General features: G+C 52.4%; 14 protein-coding genes. 10 read left to right on the top strand and 4 right to left on the bottom strand.

Annotation, left to right across the window (positions count from 1 at the left end; translation table 11 throughout):
* The first annotated feature begins 20 nt into the window (after positions 1 to 20).
* Positions 21 to 1,343, top strand: a complete 1,323-nt coding sequence (locus BJP58_RS17145; RefSeq protein WP_194539891.1) for a PDZ domain-containing protein — start codon at positions 21 to 23, stop codon at positions 1,341 to 1,343.
* A gap of 73 nt (positions 1,344 to 1,416) precedes the next feature.
* On the opposite strand, the gene BJP58_RS17140 is transcribed toward BJP58_RS17145, so the two are convergent.
* Together BJP58_RS17140 and BJP58_RS17135 are read right to left on the bottom strand one after the other, a co-directional pair.
* The gene (locus tag BJP58_RS17140) at positions 1,417 to 2,067 is read right to left on the bottom strand and encodes a response regulator (RefSeq protein WP_194539890.1); all 651 of its coding nucleotides are present in this window, start codon (positions 2,065 to 2,067) and stop codon (positions 1,417 to 1,419) included.
* Between the two features lie 48 nt (positions 2,068 to 2,115).
* Positions 2,116 to 3,276, bottom strand: a complete 1,161-nt coding sequence (locus tag BJP58_RS17135) for a sensor histidine kinase (protein ID WP_233354675.1) — start codon at positions 3,274 to 3,276, stop codon at positions 2,116 to 2,118.
* Positions 3,277 to 3,465: 189 nt separating this feature from the next.
* On the opposite strand from BJP58_RS17135, the gene BJP58_RS17130 reads away from it, so the two are divergent.
* From BJP58_RS17130 to BJP58_RS17120, 3 genes are read left to right on the top strand one after another with little or no spacing between them, the layout of a single operon-like run.
* On the top strand, positions 3,466 to 4,413 hold the full coding sequence (locus BJP58_RS17130) for an ABC transporter ATP-binding protein (protein ID WP_233355143.1): 948 nt from the start codon (positions 3,466 to 3,468) through the stop codon (positions 4,411 to 4,413).
* A gap of 47 nt (positions 4,414 to 4,460) precedes the next feature.
* Positions 4,461 to 5,642, top strand: a complete 1,182-nt coding sequence (locus BJP58_RS17125) for an ABC transporter permease (protein WP_194539889.1) — start codon at positions 4,461 to 4,463, stop codon at positions 5,640 to 5,642.
* Positions 5,635 to 6,798 carry an ABC transporter permease gene (locus tag BJP58_RS17120; RefSeq protein WP_194539888.1) on the top strand — a complete coding sequence of 388 codons (1,164 nt, stop codon included), beginning with the start codon at positions 5,635 to 5,637 and terminating at the stop codon, positions 6,796 to 6,798. Before BJP58_RS17125 ends, BJP58_RS17120 begins: the two co-directional genes overlap by 8 nt.
* A 199-nt stretch (positions 6,799 to 6,997) precedes the next feature.
* Here BJP58_RS17120 and BJP58_RS17115 read toward each other — a convergent pair whose 3' ends face one another.
* Complete coding sequence (locus tag BJP58_RS17115; protein WP_194539887.1) at positions 6,998 to 7,822, bottom strand: OmpA/MotB family protein; 825 nt, start codon at positions 7,820 to 7,822, stop codon at positions 6,998 to 7,000.
* On the bottom strand, positions 7,806 to 8,600 hold the full coding sequence (locus BJP58_RS17110; RefSeq protein WP_071219764.1) for a flagellar motor protein: 795 nt from the start codon (positions 8,598 to 8,600) through the stop codon (positions 7,806 to 7,808). Before BJP58_RS17110 ends, BJP58_RS17115 begins: the two co-directional genes overlap by 17 nt.
* A 302-nt stretch (positions 8,601 to 8,902) precedes the next feature.
* On the opposite strand from BJP58_RS17110, the gene uvrB reads away from it, so the two are divergent.
* The 6 genes from uvrB (at position 8,903) to BJP58_RS17080 (ending at position 19,351) form a co-directional block, all read left to right on the top strand.
* Positions 8,903 to 10,894, top strand: coding sequence for an excinuclease ABC subunit UvrB (uvrB, locus tag BJP58_RS17105; protein ID WP_194539886.1), 1,992 nt, complete (start codon positions 8,903 to 8,905; stop codon positions 10,892 to 10,894).
* 103 nt (positions 10,895 to 10,997) lie between these two features.
* Positions 10,998 to 13,865 carry an excinuclease ABC subunit UvrA gene (uvrA, locus tag BJP58_RS17100; RefSeq protein ID WP_194539885.1) on the top strand — a complete coding sequence of 956 codons (2,868 nt, stop codon included), beginning with the start codon at positions 10,998 to 11,000 and terminating at the stop codon, positions 13,863 to 13,865.
* Between the two features lie 257 nt (positions 13,866 to 14,122).
* Positions 14,123 to 15,625, top strand: a complete 1,503-nt coding sequence (locus tag BJP58_RS17095; protein ID WP_194539884.1) for an S-layer homology domain-containing protein — start codon at positions 14,123 to 14,125, stop codon at positions 15,623 to 15,625.
* A gap of 255 nt (positions 15,626 to 15,880) precedes the next feature.
* The gene (locus BJP58_RS17090; protein ID WP_071219760.1) at positions 15,881 to 16,090 is read left to right on the top strand and encodes a hypothetical protein; all 210 of its coding nucleotides are present in this window, start codon (positions 15,881 to 15,883) and stop codon (positions 16,088 to 16,090) included.
* A 250-nt stretch (positions 16,091 to 16,340) separates the two neighbouring features.
* Positions 16,341 to 17,417, top strand: coding sequence for a S1C family serine protease (locus BJP58_RS17085; protein WP_194539883.1), 1,077 nt, complete (start codon positions 16,341 to 16,343; stop codon positions 17,415 to 17,417).
* The gene (locus BJP58_RS17080; protein WP_194539882.1) at positions 17,417 to 19,351 is read left to right on the top strand and encodes a copper amine oxidase N-terminal domain-containing protein; all 1,935 of its coding nucleotides are present in this window, start codon (positions 17,417 to 17,419) and stop codon (positions 19,349 to 19,351) included. The genes BJP58_RS17085 and BJP58_RS17080 overlap by 1 nt, the downstream gene beginning before the upstream one ends.
* Positions 19,352 to 19,654: the final 303 nt, after the last annotated feature.

Below are 19,654 nucleotides of genomic sequence, written 5' to 3'. Positions count from 1 at the left end.
GAAAGGAGCGTGGCAAGCTGTTGGAGACATTGAAACAACTGCTTATGTATGGGATAGATGCAGGCATACAACTGCTGACGCAGCCCTTTTATTATATTTCGATTTTGTTTGTGATGCTGTTTTACCGAAGGCAGGTGCTGGTGGAGCGCAAGCTGTTCCATGTGAAGCTGCATTCCTGGGGGTTGCAGACATGGCGAACGTTTCTAGGCGGGCTGCTGGCAGGAATCGGCGTGTCCGTCGTTGTGGCCTTCCTCGGGATATCCTTAAGCCTGGAAGCCATTATATGCATATGGGTGACTTCCCTGATCCTGATGCTGTTTCATATCCGGTACTTATGCTTTGCCTATTCCATCGGCCTTCTTGGAATCATTCAGTTTGGATTAAGCTGGTTTCCGAATTGGCAGCCGGATGGGTGGATCAGTCAAGTAACCACAACGATTGTTGGATTGGACATTCCCGCGCTGCTGGCTTTATCCGCCGTCCTGCATTTTGCCGAAGCCTTACTTGTCAGGATACAGGGTTCGGGTTTTGCTACACCGCTGTTCCTTGAGGGGAAGCGTGGCAAGCTCGTTGGCGGCTATCATATGCAGAGTTTCTGGCCCTTGCCCTTGTTCCTGCTTGTTCCGGCGGTAAGCGGAGGCAGCGTGCTGCCCTGGACGCCATTCTTCGGCGGTGATGCCTGGAGCGCAGGCTTTACGATGATGGCGCTCCCGGTCGTAATTGGCTTCGGGGAAATGACGCAGAGCATGCTTCCACAGGAGAAGGCAGGAATCACATCGAAGCGGCTCATATTCTACGGAGCGATTGTGCTGGCATTGAGCCTGCTTGCCGAGTGGTGGACACCGCTTACTATCGTGGCTGCATTAGCGGCATTATTGCTGCACGAAGGCTTGGTGTGGTACAGCCGTTATGAAGAGCAGCAGCGCAGTCCGATCTTTGTTCATCCGATTCGTGGATTACGCGTCCTCGCGGTGCTTCCGAATAGTCCGGCAAGCGAACTAGGCATTCTGGCTGGAGAGACGATTCTGAAGGTGAACGGTAAACTGATCCATAGCAAGGAACAGCTGCATAGCGCCCTTCGTCAGAATTCGGCCTTCTGTAAGCTGGAGGTTCAGAATCATCAAGGGGAGAGCAAGTTCCTGCAGCGTGCGATTTACGCGGGGGATCATCATCAGCTGGGAGCTATCGTGGCGCCTGATCCGAGAGATGGCATAGCGGTGAGATTGAAGCCGGTAAGCTTGATCACGCTGCTGGCGAATAAACTTCATATTCGCAGCAAGCGGGGTTCTTCCGGCAATGCAACGACCGGCGGCTCCGAAGAAACAGGTTTCCATTCATCATGATACTGGAAAGCGGGCCTTTGTCCTATATCGGACAGTGACCCGCTTTTTTGGTTGCAAAATGCTGTATATGGAGTTAGCCCTGCACTTTTTTTAAATAAAAAATGGCGATTTGCGTGCGGTCCCGAAGATTGAGCTTTCCCAAGATTTCGGTGACATAGTTTTTGACGGTACCTTCACTTAAATAAAGCTGTCCGGCAATTTCCTTATTGGACAGGCCCTCCGCAATAAGGACGACGACCTTCTTCTCGGTCGGGGTCAGCCCGAATTGTTCCAGCTCAGCGGATTTAGGGGCGGGCTGCGCCGTTGGACGAAGCATGCCGGACAGCTTGCGTGCGATATCGGGATGAATCAGCATGTTTCCGTCATGCACGGTTTTAATCCCCTGGATGATCCGGTCCGGCGGAATGTTCTTCAGCAGATAACCGCTGGCCCCGTTCCGCAGAGCTTCGACAATATATTCATCATCATCGAAGGTGGTCAGCATAAGCACTCGCACATCCGAGTGACGTTCACAAATCCGCCGCGATCCCTCTACGCCGTCGCATACCGGCATGCGAATGTCCATGAGCACGACATCGACAGGAAGTCCCTCCTCCAACAAAGCCAACGCTTCCTCTCCGTGCTCTGCGACAGCTGATACTTCGATATCCGGATCCATCCCCACCAGCAATTTCAAGCTTTCCCGAATGAACGGATCATCATCTACAATTAAAACAGATATCATGGATGTCCACGACCTTTTCGATAAAATAAGATACTGCGTCTTGTTATATTACATAATCTCACGCTTCCGGTAGACAGGCAGCCGGGTGATGACGGTAAAAGGCACGGTTCTCCGTACCTCCAGCGTCCCGCCCACCACTTGGGTTCGTTCGAGCATGCCGCTCATTCCGATACCTTGACGGTTTGATGAAGCTTCGCCGCCAGCCGGCTCCTGGACTGCACCATCGTTGGAAACCTCCATCCGGACGTCCTGTTCCCCGTAATGCAGGATGATCTGGACCCGTTTAGCCTCGCCATGGCGGATGGCGTTCGTGATAGCTTCACGGGCATTTTTGTATAACACCACCTGTTGACTGGGATAGAGCGGATAGGGAATTCCTTGCAATATTAGCTCTGTCTCGATCCCGGTCTGTCTGCCTGTCTCCTCCAGGAGCCGATCGAGGGAATAGTCGTCTGTAATCCGCCGCGCCGGATTCATCTGTTTCACGGCCGTTCGCATCTGCTCCATGCTCTCTCCCAGCTGGTCACGGATTTGACGGAGCATATCCATGCCGCGCGCGGAATCATGCGGAACGGTGAGGAGGGCTGCTTCCATCATCATTTTAACTCGAATCAGCCGGTGGCCGATGTCGTCATGCAGCTGGCGGGAGATCCGGTTGCGCTCCTCGGCCTGCGCCGCACTCTCTACCTGATGGGCGAATTGCAGCAATTGTCTGGCGGCCTCGTCCTGCTGGAAATGCAGTCTTTTCAGCTCGTCGTATAACTGAATATGATCCGCTTCCTTCTGCTTCATTTCATGGATGTGGTTGAACGTTACCGCCACGAACAGAAACAGTAGATTGGCGGTCGTCAGCAGCATTGCATCGTAATCGATAATAGCCATGTTGAGCAGCAGAAGGTGACCGAACGCCGCCCATTGCCTGCCTGGTCGCTCGAACAAGGGCAAATAGACACATAGGGTGGAGATGGATAGGAACACCATCATGAAGCCGAATTGATGACATAGCCACAGAGATAGTGGGATTTCCAGCAGAGCGGCTGCCTTCAGATAAGCAGGCGATGGCAAAAAGCGGCTTAGCACCGTAATCGCCAGAAACAGCAATATGTACACCATGTATGCCCCGTAATCATCGAGCTGCTGCAAAAAGATGTCCGCGGCGGCCGGAAGGAGAATGAAGCCATACCTTAGATAGGTGAGTGGGGATGTCACGTGCGATCAAACCCTTTTCCTTAGTGAAATCAAACCGTTCAAAACATTGGCTTCATTATATCACATGGATGTTTTCGGTAAGGAGATGACTTTCGTCACCCTATAAAGTGACTTCTTCTACCTTAAAAATTCGGCGATTCCAGATAGAATAAAATCAACGAATGGATACGAGAGATTTGAGAAATGGAGATGGTGAAGATGGCGGTCTTTCTGCAGATGAAGGATGTCGTGAAACGATATGGAAACAAGCTGTCGGTGGATCATATGAACCTGGAAGTGAACGAAGGGGAAATCTTTGGGCTTCTGGGACCGAACGGGGCGGGCAAAAGCACGTCCATCAATATGATCTGCGGACTTCTTCCCAAGGATCAGGGCAGCATTAAGGTGGACGGCATCTCGATTGAAGAGCAGCCGCTGGAAGTGAAGCGGAGAATCGGGTTGGTGCCGCAGGATCTGGCTCTGTACGAAGAGATGTCGGCTTGGGACAATGTTGCTTTTTTTGCAAAATTATATGGACTGCGCGGCCCTTTGTTAAAGGAACGAGTGGAAGAAGCGCTGGAGTTTGTCGGCCTGCAAGATCGGGCGAAGGAAAAGCCGTCCACCTTCTCCGGAGGGATGAAACGAAGATTGAATATTGCATGCTCGATCACGCACCGTCCGAAGCTGATCATTATGGATGAGCCTACGGTAGGGATTGATCCGCAGTCCCGGAATCATATCCTGGAATCCGTGAAGACGCTGAACCGCATGGGTTCTACCGTTATTTATACAAGTCATTACATGGAGGAAGTTGCCGCGATCAGTGATCGGGTGGCGATTATGGATCAAGGTCATGTTATCGCCTGCGGGACGCAGCATGAGCTTCGGGCACGCGTTGCGCATGAGGAAAAAATCATGCTTACTGCTGATGGGATCACACCGGAACTGGTGGAGGAGCTGACCATTCACCCGCGCGTTCGGCGCGTCACGCAGAATGATAACGAGATCGAAGTTTATGTACCGTCAGCTCAGGGTGAGCTGCAGGATATTTTGTTCATCTGCAGTAAACACCGTACGACGCTTCGCTCCTTGCAGTGCGAGGAGCCGGGGCTTGAAACGCTGTTTCTCAGCCTGACCGGGCGCACGCTTCGCGATTGATCATAAGGGACACGTGCAGAGGAATCCATGAAGGAGGAATACCGAAGATGAATATGATGATTATCGCCTGGTTTGAGCTGAAGCGGATGGCTACCAGCCGAACGGTGCTGATCAACCAGTTTTTGCTGCCGCTCATCCTTATTTTTATATTGGGAAACGCGCTCTCGGGCTGGTTCGGCAATGATCAGGAATTTAAACAGTCATCGGTCAGGGTGGGGTTTGTGTTGGGTGCTGCAGATGGAGGCCAGCTGCCGGGGAGTATTCAGGCTCTAACCGGCTCGCCGGAGATCCAGGAAATTCTCGTTCATGAGATGGCAGCCAGCCGTGAAGAGGTTGAAGGAAAGCTGCGCAGGGGCGAGGTCGATTACGCGGTAGTGGTTCCCGCTTCCTTTGATGAACGGATGGGTCAGGGAGCGGCCGTGAAGCTTGAATTGCTGCCCGGAAGAGACCGTAATCTCAACCTGGTGGCAGACACGATCTTTAAGACCTTTATCGCAGATGTCAATCACAAACAGGCTGAGGTTATCGTTATGGGCGGAGATAAAGTTCTTGCGGCTCAAGCGGCAGCACCTGTGGAAACCTCGTCTGGACCGAACGTAACCATCGGGAAACTGGGCGAGAAAGGAGCCACGTATTCAGCAGCCCAATACTACGCTGCCTCCATGCTGATTATGTTTCTTTTGTATTCGGGTCTGATGGCAAGCAGCAGTCTGCTGGGAGAGCGGGAAAGCCGGACCCTGTATCGCCTGCAAAGCGCACCCGTCACCCCCGGAACCGTATTTGCCGGTAAAATTATCGGCTGCAGTCTGATCACGCTTGTACAGGCAGCAGCCATCGTACTTGGTTCCATGTGGCTGTACGGCGTGAAATGGGGGCCCCACCCCCTGCTGCTTATCGTGGTCTGCGTATTAATCACATTATCGTCCATGACCATTGCCACGTTCATCACCCTGGTCTCCTCAACGGCGGCAGGAGCCAGGGGGCTCATGCAGGCGATCATTATCGCCATGACATTTGTGAGCGGGGGATTCATGCCGCTTCCCGTGGAATTTTTCCAAAAGATCGCTTCCTTCACCGTCAATCATTGGGCCATGCAGAGCATGCTGCGTATGATGCTGAACAGCGACGTGCATTTGATCGTCACCTGCCTCGGCATGCTGGCGGCGATTACCGCAGCTCTGTCAGCTGCAGCCATGATTACGTACAGAAAGGTGGGATACCATGCATAGCCTAACCATTGCCTGGCATATGGTGCGGCGCACGCTGGGGCGAAAAAGAGGCTGGATCGTCTACCTGCTGGTTCCTTGCGTGGTCGTTACCTTGACGGTGTTTCTCTTGGGGCAGACCTCGGCTGCAAGCATCCTGGTCTCATATGTGAATGAAGACGAAGGCCCGGCAGGTCAGTATCTGATGAATGAGCTGGAGCGCAGCGGCCAATACGTACTCAAGGAGTCCGAATCCGAGAATACGCTGAGAGAAGACTTGGTGGAGAATAAAAGTACCGTAGGCGTTTATATACCGGAGGGCTTCAGCGATGGGTTGATTGAAGGACAGCAGCCGCTGGTTCAGATATACGAGGTCTCAACCTCGGAGGCTTCGGTGATGATACGAATGACGGCAGACTCTGCGGTCACACGTCTGAGCGGCACAGCTGCTTTGATCCGGGAAACCTCGGAGCCGGATGTTGACCGAATGCTGATGCTGCAAGATGTGCTCAAGCAGTCCGCAATGAATCGGGTGGATACGGAGGTCACGGATTTGAATCTGTACGCCAAGCCAGGCCTATCCAACGTAACGGGTTTTACCCTGATGTTCATGATGACCCTCATCTCCAGCGTGGTCTCGATGATGATCGATGACCGCAGGCAGCGAACGCTGTCCCGCATGTACACGGCACCAGTGCGTGCCTATCAGATCGCTATAGGCAATTTTCTGGGCAGCTTGGTGGTCGGCTCGCTGCAGGTGATCATCGTGCTTGTGCTGAGCCGGTATGTGCTCCGTTACGATTACGGAGTGCCGTTATTACTGCATTTCCTTATTCTGACGGCCTTTATGCTGGTATCGTTAGGCGTGGCAAGTACGGTCGCCGGGTTGATCCGGAACGGGCAGAATGCGGCCATGATCAATTCCATGATCGTCACTCCGACCTGCATGCTGGGCGGGTGCTTCTGGCCGCTTGCCATCATGCCGGAGTTCATGCAGAAAATCGCCAACTTCATCCCGCAAAAATGGGCCATTGAAGCGGTTGAGATAGCGGCCACCGGTGGTACGCTATCCGATATCGCACTGCCTCTGGCTGTTCTCGGCTTGATGGCGGTCATTCTGCTCGCCGTCGGTTCTGCTATCCTGCGGCCAAGCGAGAGCGGAGTTGGGCACGGCGCATAAACGAGTATGCTGGATATCTCGTGGCTCTTAGGAACGTTGTCAGTGATCGAATCATTTTTTGATAAAACAAAAGCGCCCGGCCAGATCTGAATGCATGTCCATTCAGTCTGCCGGGCGCTTATTTACTATAGGTGACGATGGGTTAAAAGTTTTCTTAAGGCAAGGCAGGGGAGCGGGTTTAGCCGCATGACGCCTCTTCCTACTCCTTAAGCTGTCGTAGAACGGTAATTTCAACCCGCCGATTCTTCTGCTTGCCTTCGGCAGTCGCATTATCCGCGGCTGGTCTTGTATCGGCATAGCCTGCGTATTGGAAGCCTTCCGGGTCCAGCTTGCTGTTGTCGAGGAAGAAGCGCAGCACCGACATCGCCCGGGCACCGGAGAGCTCCCAGTTGTCCTTGTAACTGGAGTAGCGGCCGATTGGCACATTGTCCGTATGCCCCTCGATGCTCACCGTGGTGTTTAAATCGCTGAACAGGCTGGCTAATTTGCCCAGAACCGGAGCGGCCCCGGGTTTAAGCTCGGCTTTGCCGACATCGAACAGGAAGCGGTCGCTCAGCGTAATGGCAATCCCTTGCGGCTCGTCCGCGATGAAGATATCTTCCTCGAGCTGGTTGTCCTTCACGTATTGCTGAATGAGCCCCATAAAGTTCGCCAGCTCCTCCTCCTGGGCACGGAAAGCGAGCTCCCGCTCGGTTAGCGGCTCCGCCGCCGTATCTGCATCTTTCTCTTGGCCGCCCTCCTCTTCGGCAGCAGGCTTCGGCGGAGGGTTCTTATGGTTCTCCGTATCGGCTGTGCCGGTAATGCCGGAGCCCATCTCCAGGATGCTGTCACCGCTCTGGAAGGTGGCCTGCAGGGATTGGGTGACGAGTTTGTATTTTTCCGTATCGAGCCGGCTCATGGCATACATCACCACAAAAAAGATCAGGAGCAGCGTAATCAGGTCGGCATAGGTGATCATCCAGCGTTCGCGCTGGTCGCCTTCCGCCTGCTTGCGATGACGGCGCCGTCTATTCGGCTGTCTCATGCGCGATCCCCCTTGAGGACGGAATGTCCGTGGTGCCTGCGGAAGCGAAGGAGGCTAGCTTTTTACGAACCAACAGCGGGTGCTCTCCGTTCTGAACAGCCATAATTCCTTCGAGCAGCAGCTCCATATTTGCAATTTCTTCTTCGGAACGTGCTTTAATCTTCGACGCAATGGGCAAAAAGATAATATTGGCACTCGCGACGCCGTATAAAGTGGCGGTAAAAGCGACCGCGATCGAAGGTCCGAGACCGGTTGGGTCTTGCAGACTGCCCAGCACGTGGATCAATCCCATGACGGTACCGATGATCCCCATGGTAGGAGCATATCCCCCGGCGGACTCGAAAATTTTGGCATATCCTTCGTGCTTCTGCTCGGCGGCATTGATATCGAGCTCCAGGATTTGACGAACCATTTCCGGGTCGTTGCCGTCCACGACCATCTGCATGCCTTCCCGCAGGAACGGGTCCTCGTGATCGGCCGAGATGCGCTCCAGCGCCAGCACCCCGTCTCTTCTGGCTGTAACCGACATATCGACGATGGCGTCAATCAGCTCGTCCGACGAACGGTTGCTGCGGCCGAAGGCCAGCTTGAGCGCAGCCGGGATGGTGCGGAGCCGGGTAGCAGGGAAACTGACGATGACGGCGGCGATGGTGCCGCCGAATACGATAAGCGCCGCCGCACCTTGCAGCAGGCCGCTCAGATGCCCGCCTTCCCATAAAAACCCTCCGATCAACGCGGCCAAGCCGGCGAGAATGCCAAGAATAATCGTAATATCCATAACGCTGTATCATCTCCTTAAGGAAGTTAATTAACAATCATCGGTTCGCCTCAAGCTTGTCCAACATGGATTCCGGAGCAGCCGGACGGAAGGAAGCTGAGGCTTGGAACATTCGTGCTGGAACTTATTAAAATTTAATTAAACTGTTTGCATCAAAAAAACGTAAAGGGTATAATGAGACGGGAACAAATATTCTTATTCCTTACGTAGACACCACTAATTTCCCATAGTATATCATCGGGAAGTTTCGACATATCTTTTAGCATGAATTTCATTTTAGAGTATGAGGGTGATGAAGGGCAATGAGCGATTTAGTTGTCAGTACCAAATCCTTTGAGATCCAGTCTGAATTCCAGCCGCAGGGCGATCAGCCCACGGCTATTGATGCGTTGGTCGAAGGACTCCGCCAAGGGAAAAAACATCAGACGCTGCTAGGTGCAACAGGAACGGGGAAGACGTTTACGATCGCGCAGACAATCGCCAAAGTAAACCGTCCCACACTCGTCATTGCACATAACAAGACGCTGGCTGCACAGCTGGCCAGTGAGTTTAAGGAATTCTTCCCGAACAACTCCGTGGATTATTTCGTGAGTTATTACGATTACTATCAGCCGGAAGCTTATATCCCTTCCTCCGATACGTATATCGAGAAGGACTCCAGCATCAATGAAGAAATTGATAAGCTCCGCCACTCTGCAACGAGCTCGCTGTTTGAACGGCGCGATGTCATCATTGTGGCGAGCGTATCTTGCATATATGGCTTGGGTTCGCCGCATGAGTACGGCGAAATGCTGCTGTCGCTCCGGGTAGGCATGGAGAAGCCGCGGAATGAGATTCTGTCGAGGCTGGTTGATATCCAGTATCAGCGGAACGATATCAACTTCGTTCGCGGCACTTTCCGCGTTCGTGGGGATGTTATCGAGATTTTTCCTGCCTCAAAGGGGGAGCATGCCGTTCGCGTCGAGCTGTTCGGCGACGAGATCGAGCGGATCACGGAGATCGACGTCTTGACGGGCGAGCTGGTTGGAGAACGCGAGCATATTGCCATCTTCCCGGCGTCTCACTTCGTTACCCGTGAAGAGACGATGCGGGTAGCAATCGTGAACATCGAACGCGAGTTGGAAGAACGCCTTGAGCTGCTGCGCTCCGAAGGCAAGCTGCTGGAAGCGCAGCGCCTGGAGCAGCGTACCCGTTACGACATCGAGATGATGAAGGAAGTCGGATTCTGCTCCGGCATCGAGAACTATTCCGGCCCTCTGACCTTCAGGGAGCCTGGGGCTACGCCATATACGCTCCTTGACTACTTCCCGGACGATATGCTGTTTGTCATTGATGAATCGCATGTTACGCTCCCGCAAATCCGAGCGATGTACAACGGTGACCGGGCACGGAAAACCGTGCTGGTCGATCACGGCTTCCGCCTGCCGTCCGCGCTGGATAACCGGCCGCTAAAGTTTGAGGAATTCGAGGAGAAAGTGAACCAGATCATCTATGTGTCGGCCACGCCGGGACCGTATGAGATGGAGCACTGCGATACGATGGTTGAACAGATCATCCGGCCGACAGGCCTGCTCGATCCGATCATCGATGTGCGTCCGACTGAAGGGCAGATCGATGACCTGATTAGCGAGATCCATGACCGCGTGGATCGTGACGAGCGTGTGCTCGTGACGACCCTCACGAAGAAAATGGCCGAGGATCTGACCGATTACCTGAAGGAAATCGGCATCAAGGTTCGTTACATGCACTCCGATATCAAGACGCTGGAACGGATGCAGATTCTACGGGATCTGCGGCTTGGTACATTCCACGTGCTGGTGGGTATTAACCTTCTACGGGAGGGGCTTGACCTTCCGGAGGTTTCCTTGGTAGCGATTCTCGATGCCGACAAGGAAGGCTTCCTCCGTTCGGATCGCTCGCTCATTCAGACGATCGGCCGAGCAGCCCGGAACTCGGAAGGTAAAGTTATCATGTACGGCGATAAGATCACCGACTCGATGGATCGAGCGATCAAGGAAACCGAGCGCCGCCGCAGCATCCAGGTTGCCTACAACGAGAAGCACGGCATAACGCCGCAAACGATCCGCAAGAAGATCCGCGATGTCATCGAAGCAACGAAGGTTGCGGAGGGCAAGGCGGATTATCTGGTGGGCGAAGGACAGAAGATGTCGAAGAAGGATCGTCAGAAACTGATCCAGCGTCTCGAGGCCGAAATGAAGGAAGCAGCGAAGAACTTGCAATTCGAGCGTGCGGCCGAGCTTCGTGATGCGCTGCTGGAGTTGCAAGCCGAATAAATTTGGAGAGATGAATGACAGGGGGGACGGCCTATGCGGTCGTTCTCTTTGTGAAAATATAAGCACCAACATGCATGCCATATGGAGTAGGAGATGATATCGTTTGGCAAGTGAAAATATTGTGATCAAAGGCGCACGTGCACACAATCTGAAAAATATCGACGTCACGATACCGCGTGACAAGTTCGTCGTTCTTACGGGGCTTAGCGGCTCGGGCAAATCCTCTCTCGCATTCGATACGATTTATGCCGAGGGTCAGCGACGTTACGTGGAATCCTTGTCCGCTTATGCACGCCAGTTCCTCGGGCAGATGGAGAAACCGGATGTCGATTCCATTGAAGGCCTATCGCCGGCGATATCGATTGACCAGAAAACGACGAGCCGCAACCCGCGCTCTACGGTAGGTACCGTAACGGAAATCTATGATTATCTGCGTCTGCTGTTTGCCCGGGTGGGACATCCGCACTGTCCGGAGCATGGCGTGGAGATTACCTCCCAGACGGTCGAGCAAATGGTAGACCGCATTATGCAGTATCCCGAGAAGACGAGACTGCAAATTCTCGCGCCGGTCATTTCCGGGCGCAAGGGCGAGCATAAGAATCTGTTTGCCGATATTGCGAAACAGGGCTTCGTTCGGGTGCGCGTCGACGGAGAGCTGCGCGATCTGTCGGAAAGTATCGAGCTGGAGAAGAACAAAAAGCATACGATTGAGGTCGTTGTGGACCGGATCGTAGTTAAGGAAGATATAGAGGCACGTCTGGCGGATTCGATCGAGACCGCGCTGAACCTGTCAGGCGGCCAGCTTCTGGTCGATATCATGGGTCAGGAGGAGCTGCGGTTCAGCTCCAACTTTGCCTGCCCGATCTGCGGCTTCAGCATGGAAGAACTGACGCCGAGGATGTTCTCCTTTAATACTCCATTCGGCGCTTGTCCGGATTGTGACGGACTTGGCGTCGAGATGATTGTGGATCCGGAGCTGCTTGTGCCGGATACGAGCAAAAGCGTAGAGGAAGGCGCCTTCGCTGCATGGAGCGGGGGCACGTCGACTTATTATCCGCAGTTTCTGAAATCGGTCTGCGCACATTTCGGCATTCCGCTGGACAAGCCGGTCAGTACCTTTAGCCAGGAACAGATGAATAAACTGTTGTACGGTACAGGCAATGAGAAGGTTCACTTCCGTTATGAGAATGACTTCGGTCAGCGCAAGGAAGCGCATGTGACCTTCGAAGGCATCATTCCGAACCTGGAACGTCGCTACCGCGATACCAATTCCGAGGGGATTCGCGAATACATCGAAGGTTATATGAGCAGCAAGCCGTGCGATGTTTGTAAAGGTCATCGTCTCCGGAAGGAAAGCCTGGCGGTTACGATCAATGATCGTAACATGGCTTATGTGACCAGCCTGTCGATCGGAGAATCCCTGAAATTCTTCGATCACCTGGAGCTTAGCGAGAAAGAAAAACAGATTGCCAATCTCATTCTGAAGGAGATTCACAGCCGTTTGGGCTTCCTTGTCAATGTGGGCTTGGATTACCTGACACTCAGCCGTTCGGCGGGAACGCTGTCGGGCGGGGAAGCGCAGCGGATCCGGTTAGCTACGCAGATCGGCTCCAGCCTGATGGGCGTGCTGTACATTCTGGACGAGCCCAGCATCGGGCTGCATCAACGGGATAATGATCGCCTGATTTCAACGCTGGAGCATATGCGGAATCTGGGCAATACGCTCATTGTGGTCGAGCATGACGAGGACACGATGATGGCCGCAGATTATATCATCGACATCGGCCCGGGCGCAGGCATTCATGGCGGCCAGGTCATCGCGGAGGGAACGCCGAAGGAGATTATGAACGACCCTAACTCTCTGACGGGCCAGTACCTGAGCGGCCGCAAGTTCATTCCGGTCAGCAGCAAGCGCCGTAAGACCGATGGACGCTGGCTCGAGATTAAAGGCGCGAAAGAGAACAATCTGAAGAATATCAACGTGAAAATTCCGATTGGCGTCTTCACGGCGGTAACCGGCGTGTCCGGTTCAGGCAAGTCTACATTGGTCAACGAGATCCTGTACAAGACGCTCGCTCGTGACTTGAACAGAGCCAAAGTCCGTCCGGGGCAATACCGCGAGATGAAGGGTCTGGAGCATATCGAGAAGGTTATTGACATCGACCAGTCACCGATTGGCCGTACGCCTCGCTCCAATCCGGCGACCTACACGGGCGTCTTCGACGATATCCGGGATATCTATTCCCAGACGAATGAAGCGAAGATTCGCGGATACAAGAAGGGCCGCTTCAGCTTCAACGTGAAGGGCGGACGCTGTGAGGCCTGCCGCGGGGACGGTATCATCAAGATTGAGATGCACTTCCTGCCGGATATCTACGTGCCTTGCGAAGTGTGCAAGGGCAAACGCTACAACCGCGAAACGCTGGAAGTTAAATATAAAGGCAAGAACATCGCTGAGGTACTGGAGATGACCGTTGAGAATGCAACGGATTTCTTCCAGAACATTCCGAAGATACACCGGAAGATGCAGACGCTGATGGATGTCGGTCTGGGTTATATTACTTTGGGTCAGCCTGCCACCACGCTGTCCGGTGGTGAAGCCCAGCGCGTGAAGCTGGCTTCCGAGCTGTACCGCCGCAGCACGGGCAAAACGATGTATATTCTGGATGAACCGACCACCGGCCTGCATGTGGACGATATCGACCGTCTGCTCGTTGTCCTTCATCGTCTGGTGGAATCCGGGGAATCCGTCCTTGTCATTGAGCACAATCTCGATGTCATCAAGACAGCAGATTATCTGATCGACCTGGGTCCAGAGGGCGGCAGCGGCGGTGGTACCATCATCGCTACCGGAACGCCTGAGGATTTGGTGAAGGTACCCGAGTCTTATACAGGGAAGTACCTGAAGCCAATCCTGGAACGCGATACGAAGCGAACTAAGGAATTGAACAAGGTGGAAGCGGCACGTTAACAGCTGCTCCCTCGCTTCTGCTAGGGAGACCGGATGAATTGGCAGTATCTTAAACGAATCTGCTCCATGCTGGAGTGAACTGTGGGTACACAGCTTATTGCATTTCATATTTCAGCAGATGAACAAGGTTAGCGTAATAACAGAGTCCCTGGTTTTATTAACGGGGGCTCTTTTTTTATTTTCATATCATCCTCCAATATCTTCGCATTCCAGGATATGGTATGATCTTGATGATTGCGACAAATTGGAGGGATTGTATGAAGAGGATCACCTGTTCCGTTCTGATAGCTCTGGCAGCAAGTGCTTTATACATAAACTCATCCGATAGCGTTCAAGCAGATGATGTTGTACCCGTACCCGTCTCAGATAGGGGGCGCTTCGATGCACAGGAAGCCACTCTCCGGTTAACCGAGGAAGGACTCCATCCCGGTGACGGTAGTGGGGATCTCCATTCGAACGCGGCCATCACCCGGCAGGATTTTGTCATAATGATTGTCAAAGCTCTAAACCTTAGCACGGCTGAACGTCCGGAAGTCGCTACCTTCAAGGATGTACCCAACGATCACTATGCTTTCTCCGCCATCGAAGGTGCGGTTCATGCAGGGCTGGTGAAAGGGGTAGGGAACGGTAGGTTTGGACTTGGACAATCGCTGACACGTCAGGATATGGCTGTGCTGTATCAAAGAGCTCTGCAAGGGATTACTGATAAAGAAAACTCGGACGGGGAAGCCAAGCAGCTGGAGTTATATAAGGGCTCCTTCAGCCCTTATGCTAAGGAAGCTATCGAACTGGCCATGGAGTTAGGTCTCTTTCAGGAATCCGTGACCGAGGCTTGGAATCCCAAGGGTATCGTTACCCAGGAAGAAGCAGCTTTGGTTACAGCGAAGTGGTTGAAAGCCGTGGGGCACATCGTCTCCAATACTTCGGAGGATGAGGTAGAGACACCACCAGAAAGTGCTCACCCGGTCATCCATGGTATCGTAACCTCATCATCGGGATCAACATCCACAACTCCTTCCGTTCCTGGAACAGCACAGTCCCATGCGGGGACAGAGAACTTGGCATCTCAGCCGGATTTGCCGACAACGGCACCAACTGCTCCGACGGATCTGAAGTTCCGATATGAGAAGGGGCAGATTCAATTAACCTGGACAGCGAAACAAGGGGAAACCTACAATATCTATTACAGCGAGAAGTCCGGGACGGGTTATACATTATTGTCAGACGGAGCGAATGTGAAGTCAGGCAGTTACGCAACATCCGACGTGCGTTTTCAGGAGACGGCCTACTATGTAGTCGAGGCAGTGAACAGTTTCGGCAAGAGTGGTTATTCTAACGAAGTTTCGAGCCGTCCGAATAAAATATCCGGTCTTCAGGCCATCCTAAATGAGGAAGATGAATCCATTGGTTTAACCTGGACAGATGTGCAGGAAGGCGTAATCTATCATGTATACTACATAGGACCTGACGGAGTACTGTATCGTTTGAATGAGGAACCGTTAGTGAGCCGTGCATATCTTATTCCGAACCGCAATATGTTAGTAGGTCCGTCCGGCCAGTATGCGATCCATGTCGTTGCTGTAAACGAATTGAATGTAAGCAGTGAACCGTCCAATGAGGTTGCGCTGGAGGTCAAGAAGGACCCAGAGGATCGGATTACGATCACAGATCCTTCCGTGGCATTGCCAAGTGAAGACTTGGAGGAGGAAGAGGCAGTAGAGCAGGAATCGACTCCTGAGGAGTATGAATCACAGGAGTGAACGTTTTCTCGATCCTGACCGCAGTCACTTGGATATACGAAGCAGCCTATGCCTGAATCCATAACGCAAGCTTGATTTAACCTCTGCCGTGATGAAAGTCATGCTAATATCTGAAAATTTGGTTAAAAATGAGAAAATTCTATGACTTTTTTTGATTTTTAGGGGCGGAGGGCTTGCATCTGGACGGGCACATGGATAACATAGAAGAAGATATGTAAATTTGCCCGAGAAGAAACCCACGAGGAGGTACGTTTCATGATCCTTGCAGCAGCATCGGATGCGAGCGCGACATTTAAGACATTTGATATTTTCATGATCCTGTTTACGATTCTGATCTTTGTTGGTGTGGTTCGCTTGTTGATGGCCCGCCAAAAAAATAAATTCGCAATCGCTTTCGGTCTCGTCAGCTTATTTGTGTTCTTGTACTCTGACTATGCCATGATTACAGGATGGTTTAACAATTAGGTTGGCCTAGGCACCTTATGTAAAGCGGCTTCATATGACGAATGTAATGAGTTACATACAAACAAGACGCCCGTCCGCTGTTCGCAGTGTGGAGGCGTCTTTTTGTTTCTTCGGGGAAAAGTTACACGGTCCGCAGGAAAAACGTAAAAGAAATAGGTCTAGAAGCAATGGCTACAAATGGAAAAACATGATAAATTGAGGAGTACAGGTTGGCTGGGTAGAGGATGGAACCGGGGGAGGAACAAACGAATTGAAGAATATACAATGGCAAAAACGATCGGCGGCTGTACTGCTGGGGGCCATCATTATGGCGGGAAGCGGCGATGCGGTTATGCATACAGACATTGCGGCTGCAGCAAGCGCTAAACCCAAGAATACATATGAACAAAATGCGGTGCCTCAGGTTATCAGCCGGATGTCGCCATCGGTTGTTGGCATTATCGGAAAGGCCGCACAAGGAAGCAGCGAAGTGGATGACAGATACAACCTGGCGCACGGTACGGGGGTGATCTGGAAGTCAGACGGCTGGATTGTCACCAACGCTCATGTAGTGGACGGGCTTACCGGAATCACGGTCGTGACGTCAGACGGCAAATCCTATAAAGCCAAGGGCGTATACAGCGATCCTATGAGTGATATTGCATTAGTCAAAATAAACGCCAAGTCTCTGAAGCCGGCTAAATTTGCCGCATCCGCGCAAAATGCGCTGGTTGGAGAAACGGTGGTCGCCATTGGTACGCCAATCTCTTTCTCGTTACGAAACTCGGCATCCGTGGGTGTGGTTAGCGGCCTGAACCGGAGCGTCGACGGCTCTTATCGCCTGATTCAAACCGATACCGCCATTAACCCGGGTAACAGCGGAGGGCCGCTCGTCAATCTGAAAGGCGAGGTCATTGGCATCAACAGCAAGAAGTTTGCCGCTGTTGGCATCGAGAATATGGGCTTTTCCATTCCTGCGGAAACGGTCCATTATATTGTGGATCACTTATTGGAATATGGAGAGGTTCGAAGAGCCGGCCTAGGGTTGGAACTGGAAGAAAGCTGGTCCGCCATTGTGGGTCTGCCTTCAGACGATCCATTGACCGTTACGAAGGTGCTGTCCGAGCAAGCCCGAAAAGCTGGAATCCAAGAAGATGACGTGTTATATGCAATTAACGGAAAGCGCATCTATTCCGTCGTTGATATCAACGAACGGTTAAAGCCCTTCATTCCAGGCCAGCAGGTCCAGCTGCTGATGCAGCGGGATGGAGATATTGTAAATGTTAAACTGACGCTCAGCCAGGATGATAATCGAGCTGCTTCGTCAAGCGCTGGGGAGGCCGAGTGATGGTGAAGAGAGAAAGAACGAAGTCAAGCCGGCGTTTGCGGCAGATGACAGCTGGAACCTTATCGGCTTTGATGCTATTCACGTCATTATCCCTTCCCGTATGGGGAGATGACGTTGTGCCGGAGAAGCGTATCCTGACCGTGCAAAGCGGCAGCAGCTCAGCTTCGGTCAATGGCACCTCCTATACGATAGCCAAGCCGCAGCTGAAGCAGGGCGTATTGATGGTGCCGCTGGGCGTGTTTAAAAAAGCGTTTGGCAGCGAGATCAAGCTGGAGGGCGAGAACCGGGTTCGACTGCTGCAAGGACCGCATACGGTTGTGCTCGTTATCGACAACAAGACTGCCTGGATTGACGGGAAAAAGGTCCAGCTGCCGGCAGAACCGACGATGGTGTCCGGAACGCTGATGGTACCGCTGCGTCCGGTTGCCGCGGGGATTGGAGCCAAGGTAAGCTCCTCCCAAGGCAAGCTATCCATCAGCCTCATGGTCACGGATAAGGAAGAGAAGCATGACGAGGGCGAGATCAACAATACGACCGGGAAGACTCGAATCGGAAATAGCTATTATGAATGGAGTATGAATTATCCTTCCTGGATGATCGTTGGGAGAGGAACGGACGACGAGAGCGGTGCTGCTTTCAACGATGCTACGGGCCGCTATTATCTTGAGGTTCATGCCTCCTCCCAGAAAGTAAAGCTGAGTCCTGACGATCTGTTAGAACGGCTCCTGAAAGAACTGAGCGATTCCGGAGATGTTGTGCTTCACCAAGAGACGGTCGCAAGCGGAGCTGTGCCGTATGCCAGAGTCATTTTCCGCGATATCGACGGCGTCCTATGGGAAGGCCGGCAGTATTATGCCAATGACCGCGTCTATGAGCTGTATTTTGCCGATGCGGAAGCGGTTCACTATAAAGATATGGACAAGCACGCGAGCTTGCTGGGTTCTTTCAGAACGACCTATCAGGCGGGAGACAAATCATTAAAAGACGTCTCTTCCATCGTAGGTGGGCTCCGCGAAGCAGGAAATGAAGAATACGGCATATGGTTTGGCATTCCTGCAGGCTGGGAAATCAACAATAAGGATATGTTATACGGCAGCGAAGGAGAAGGTTATCTGTCCGTCTCGGTGACATCCGTACCGACAGGGGTTGATGGCACGCTCGCAGCTTGGGGGCAGCGTCTTAAAGACTGGCTGTCGGAATCCTTCGTCCAAGAGTCATACGAATACGTGGGACTTACGCCGGTGGAGATCTCGGGCGTCAAAGGGCAGATTCAAGAGGTTCGGTACAACTTCGGAGATAAATGGGTGACGGAATATGAAGTGATGATCCAGAAGAACGGCTACCGCTATTATCTGGAATATGCGGTACCGGATGGTCAAGAGAAGACGGCTGCCAACTGGAAGAAGGTGCTGGAATCGATCGAGATCGATTATGATGTGGTACCTGAGAACTTCGGCCGCATTGGCGAAGAAGGCTACCTGACCGATAAAACCAAGATGCGGAGCAAAAACTCCGAAACGTACCGCTATCATATCGACATTCCAAAATACTGGGAACCGCTGAATGATCAGTTCGAGCAGGGAACGGTCGAATATGGATTTGCCGGAGGCGGGTTTGAAATTAATGCACAGAAGGATACATCCGCAGACTTCATCGTCAGCAACCTGAAGCGTTATTATAATGAAGCCAGCACGGCTTCAGGGACGACGGTGAAATTACTTGGCGTGGATAACATCACGTTTGCCGGTGTGCCTGCCGTGTCGTTCAAGGTGCATCAGGTGAAGAACGGCGTTGGCTTTACCACCCAGGAGATCGTCTTTGAAAGCGGAAATATCGCGTACACGATTACGACGACGTTGAATGATGCCAATGCGACGGACATGCAGCAAGCCGCTTTGGAGCGTGCGCTGTCCTCGTTCGAGCTGGTGAAGTAGTCCGAAGGATGGAATATAAAACGCAGATCACATTTTAGTGAGCAATCATATTTTTGATAACGCGGATAGCTGTCCTGCTGCATCCATAGGGGTGCCGCAGGCAGCTATTTTTGGTTTATAGAGGTTGTTCAAAACCTTCTCGGTGCTGAAAATCGACCTTTTGAACACGCACATATAGAGAAAAGGAGCGATTCTCATCCGAAATGATAGAACATATGTGCCGTTCATGCGATCTGATATGGTAAAATTAAATCTGTGAGAGCAATGGATATGTAATTAAACCGGCTTACAGAAGAGGGAATA

This window comes from Paenibacillus sp. JZ16, from assembly GCF_015326965.1.
Taxonomy (GTDB): Bacteria; Bacillota; Bacilli; order Paenibacillales; family Paenibacillaceae; genus Paenibacillus_AQ.
The sequence above is the reverse complement of the archived record's forward strand: the minus strand, read 5'-3'. Positions and strand labels throughout refer to the sequence as shown.